We start from the raw sequence: 3089 nt of genomic DNA on the forward strand, positions 1-3089 counted from the left end.
TGGGCTTGTCCAGCCGGATCCCACGCGCCCATGGTGCTCGACATCGCCAACACAGGCGTTGCGCGGGGCAAGATCTACCTGGCCAAGCAGAAGGGCCAGTCGATTCCAGAAGGCTGGGCGATCAACGCGGCGGGAGCTTCGACGACCGATCCCGCCGAGGCAATCGAAGGAATCATTCTCCCGATGGCGCAGCACAAGGGATACGCGATCGCGCTGATGATGGACATGCTATCCGGCGTGCTCACCGGCAGCGGTTTCGGAGCCCAGATAGCCGGTCCCTATCAGGCCGAACGACGCAGCCGGGCAGGGCAGTTGATGATCGTGCTGAACATCGGGGCAATGCAGCCCCTTGCAGAATTCAACGCGCGGATGGAAGAATTGATCTCGCAGATCAAATCTGTGCCTCTCGCTCAAGGATTTTCCGAGGTCTTCTATCCGGGCGAGATCGAAGCGCGCAACGACGTCAACAACAGACGAGATGGCCTGGACCTTCCGGAAGACACACTTGCGGATTTGGAGAAAGTCGCAAGGGAGTATGGCCTTAAAGGGAGTCTGCCTTTCTAGATGCCGTAATGGGCCCTGCTCCGAGCAAGGGGTCATGATGGTGGCTGTCCCCCGATAGATGATGAAACGGGGTCACGACTTGAGTCGGCCCCAAGCATCTAGAGACGGAGGACAGCCGTGGAGAACTATGCCGGAATCGACGTGTCATTGGAACTGTCGAGCGTTTGCATTGTGGATGCCCAGGGTAAGATCCTGAAGGAGGCGAAGGTCGCGAGCGAACCCGACGCTTTAGTCGAGTTTTTCGAGAAGCTTGGCTTTGCAGTAAGGCGAATTGGGCTAGAGGCGGGGCCGCTCTCGCAATGGCTGCATTCGGGCTTGAAAGGAGCGGGGCTCGGGAAAGTCCTGCTCGAGACGCGGCATGTGAAGGCCGCATTGTCTGCAATGACGGTGAAGACTGATCGCGAGGATGCCCGCGGGATCGCCCAGTTGATCCGGATGGGATGGTTCCAGCCGGTACATGCGAAGTCGGTCGGCGCGCAGGAGATCCGGGCACTTCTGATTGCACGCAAACAGCTTCTCGGGCGACTTATCGATGTGGAATTAAGTATCCGAGGGATTTTGCGCGGCTTCGGGCTGAAGGTTGGCCCGGTAACGCGGAAGACTTTCGACGCGCGGATCCGAGAGCTGGTTGCGGGTCAGCCTACGTTGGAGTGCATTGCCGGCGCGATGCTTTCGGCGCGATCGGCCTTGAAGGCAGAGTACGGAAGGCTACACAAGGCTGTGCTGGCAATTGTGCGTGACGATGCGGTCTGTCGCCGACTGATGACAGTACCAGGCGTTGGTCCCCTGGTGGCTATTACCTACAAATCGGCGATTGATGACCCTTATCGCATCTCAAAATCGAAGGCGGCAGGCGCACTGTTCGGGCTCACGCCAAAGAAGTACCAATCGGGAAAAAAGGACGTCATGGGCGGAATCACGCTGGCTGGCGATGAGATGGTGCGAACGGTGTTGTATGAAGCTGCCAACGTTCTGCTATCGCGCATCATGCGGTTCTCAAAACTCAAGCGCTGGGGGATGGATGTCGCCAAGCGGCGAGGCTCGAAGCGCGCAAAAGTTGCCTTGGCACGTAAGCTGGCAGTGATCCTGCATCGGATCTGGGTCGACGGCACAACTTACCGATGGGGTGAAGCGAGCCCGATCGCCGCATAGAGCACGAGGAGAAGAGCCGGAATGCAATCGGGCTGAACAGAGCCCAGTGCCCGAAGTCCCGTCGCCGGGACGGTGGATGCGGTGAAGCCGTTACACGCCCAGTGGCCGTCGTCCGACGAACCACGCGTACCTAGATAGGCTCACCGATCCGTCTGACAGCATGATGTGGCGGCCAGGCGTCGACCACGGACAGAAGCATGAGCTCGGCGGCGTGACGTTCACTCGGGAGGCTTGACATCATCGGGCCCATTACAGAAGGGCGCGTACTCATTAACTTCAGTTAGGTTCGCCTTGCTCCTAAAGCACGCGAATGCTGCGCGGCAGCGAGATGACGCGATCGGCTAAGTTTCCTTCATCTCATGTCGTTGAGCGCGCTATCGCGATGGCCTGGCGCACGCGGGGAACCGCATGTGCGCGATACCATTGGATCGCCGATCGAGCTTCCGCCTCCGCTGGCTTGGCTTCTCCAGCGCCAATCAACTCCGAGCACGCTTCTGCCATACGTACGATAATCCGGGTGGCCTCGGGCATGTACGGCAGATCGACACCTTTGTCGTGCCGGTCGCGGATGATGCGATATCGAAGATTTTCTGGAAGGGTCCAAGCGCTCACCATGAGCTCGTGAATACTGACCTTTTGACCTGAAACATCAACTGTCAGGTCGCGGTCCTGTTCTGTGTATCCGGCCGCTTCGATCTGTTCACAGCTGTCAATAACGGCGGCCATCATCTCGCGGATGAGATTCCAATCAGTCGGCATGCGGTGGCTCCCTATCTTCTTGAACCGCAATGTAACGCACTAGAAATTGGTCGGGACGATGTCCGCAAGGAAGCCGGCGCATCTTTCCTGGTGGTCGAACAGAATTTGACGTTGGTCGATCATGATCGTGATTATGGATCACGGTGAGATCGTTCTGAGCGCCGCCGCGTCCGAAGTCGATCGGGACCGCATTCTCTCACATCTAACGGTATGAGCCGCCCCGGTTAGGAGGGCGGCGTCTGTCTCACTGTTGTCGACGCTATTGGCGGGCGCTCAAGTGTCGGCGAACCTCCTTGATCGCATTCAGCGTGCGTGAGGCTGCCGATCGTCATCGAGCACGGCCCTGCCACCGGAATGGCGTATATCTTGGCTGCAATATCGGGAGCCATGGTTTGTCCTGATCGGCTAATGTATGTGTGTCTACAGCGCACCAGCGAGGCCAGCCGTTAGTCGCTGCGCTCGCTTCGATGCGGCATGGCCATGCCGTGTACCTTAATCACCTGTCCCGTACCGGTGCAGGGGAATCGCATATGGATTTCTCTGGCCTATTGCATTGGAGAGCAAGAGAGATTCTGAAGACGACTCCCAGAGCATGGAGGGGGTCGGATGCGGAG

Annotated in this window: 3 protein-coding genes; 2 read left to right on the forward strand and 1 reads right to left on the reverse strand. The window is 58.4% G+C overall.

Translation table 11 applies throughout. From position 1 onward, the window contains the following. Positions 1-564 (forward strand): Ldh family oxidoreductase (locus IVB12_RS20965; protein WP_247301482.1); only part of this gene is annotated, 564 nt, incomplete at its 5' end. 117 nt (positions 565-681) lie between these two features. Further along, entirely contained in the window at positions 682-1716 is a 1035-nt protein-coding gene (locus IVB12_RS20970; RefSeq protein ID WP_247301484.1) for an IS110 family transposase, read from the forward strand. 357 nt (positions 1717-2073) lie between these two features. On the opposite strand, the gene IVB12_RS20975 is transcribed toward IVB12_RS20970, so the two are convergent. After that, positions 2074-2475, reverse strand: a complete 402-nt coding sequence (locus tag IVB12_RS20975) for a hypothetical protein (RefSeq protein ID WP_247301485.1) — start codon at positions 2473-2475, stop codon at positions 2074-2076. Positions 2476-3089 lie beyond the last annotated feature (614 nt).

This window comes from Bradyrhizobium sp. 179 (assembly GCF_023073535.1).
In the GTDB taxonomy this organism is placed as follows: Bacteria; Pseudomonadota; Alphaproteobacteria; order Rhizobiales; family Xanthobacteraceae; genus Bradyrhizobium.